Annotated in this window: 1 protein-coding gene; it reads right to left on the reverse strand. The window is 74.3% G+C overall.

All coding sequences use genetic code 11. The features are described from left to right. Positions 1–401 (reverse strand): carbohydrate-binding protein (locus G3I60_RS44120; protein WP_239071038.1); only part of this gene is annotated, 401 nt, incomplete at its 3' end. Positions 402–416 lie beyond the last annotated feature (15 nt).

Genomic DNA, 416 nt, shown 5'->3' on the forward strand with positions numbered 1-416 from the left:
CCCACGTTGAACAGCTCGCCGCTGCCGCCCGCGAACCGCAGCACGAGGTCGCGCGTGCCGGTCGCGCCGCTGACCGGGCACGTGACGGTCGTCCACGTCTGCCACCCGCCCGTGCCGGGCACCGTGCACGTGCCCACCACCGGCCCCGACGCGCCGTCGAGCCGCACCTCGATCCGTCCGCCGCTCGTGGCCGACGCGACGCGTGCGCTGAACGACGCCGCGCCGGACCCGAACGCGACGCCCTTGACGCGCACCCAGTCGCCGTTCCCGATGAACGCGAGGTTGAGCCCGCCCTCGGTCGCGCGCTCGGTCTCGACGCCGCTCGCCCAGGCCATGGTCTCGGCCTGCTGCGTGACGTACGGGTCGAGGGGCTCGATCTGCGGCGGTCCCGCGGTGGTCATGTTCATGAGCGGGAT

Source organism: Streptomyces sp. SID13666 (assembly GCF_010548325.1).
Taxonomy (GTDB): domain Bacteria; phylum Actinomycetota; class Actinomycetes; order Streptomycetales; family Streptomycetaceae; genus Actinacidiphila; species Actinacidiphila fildesensis.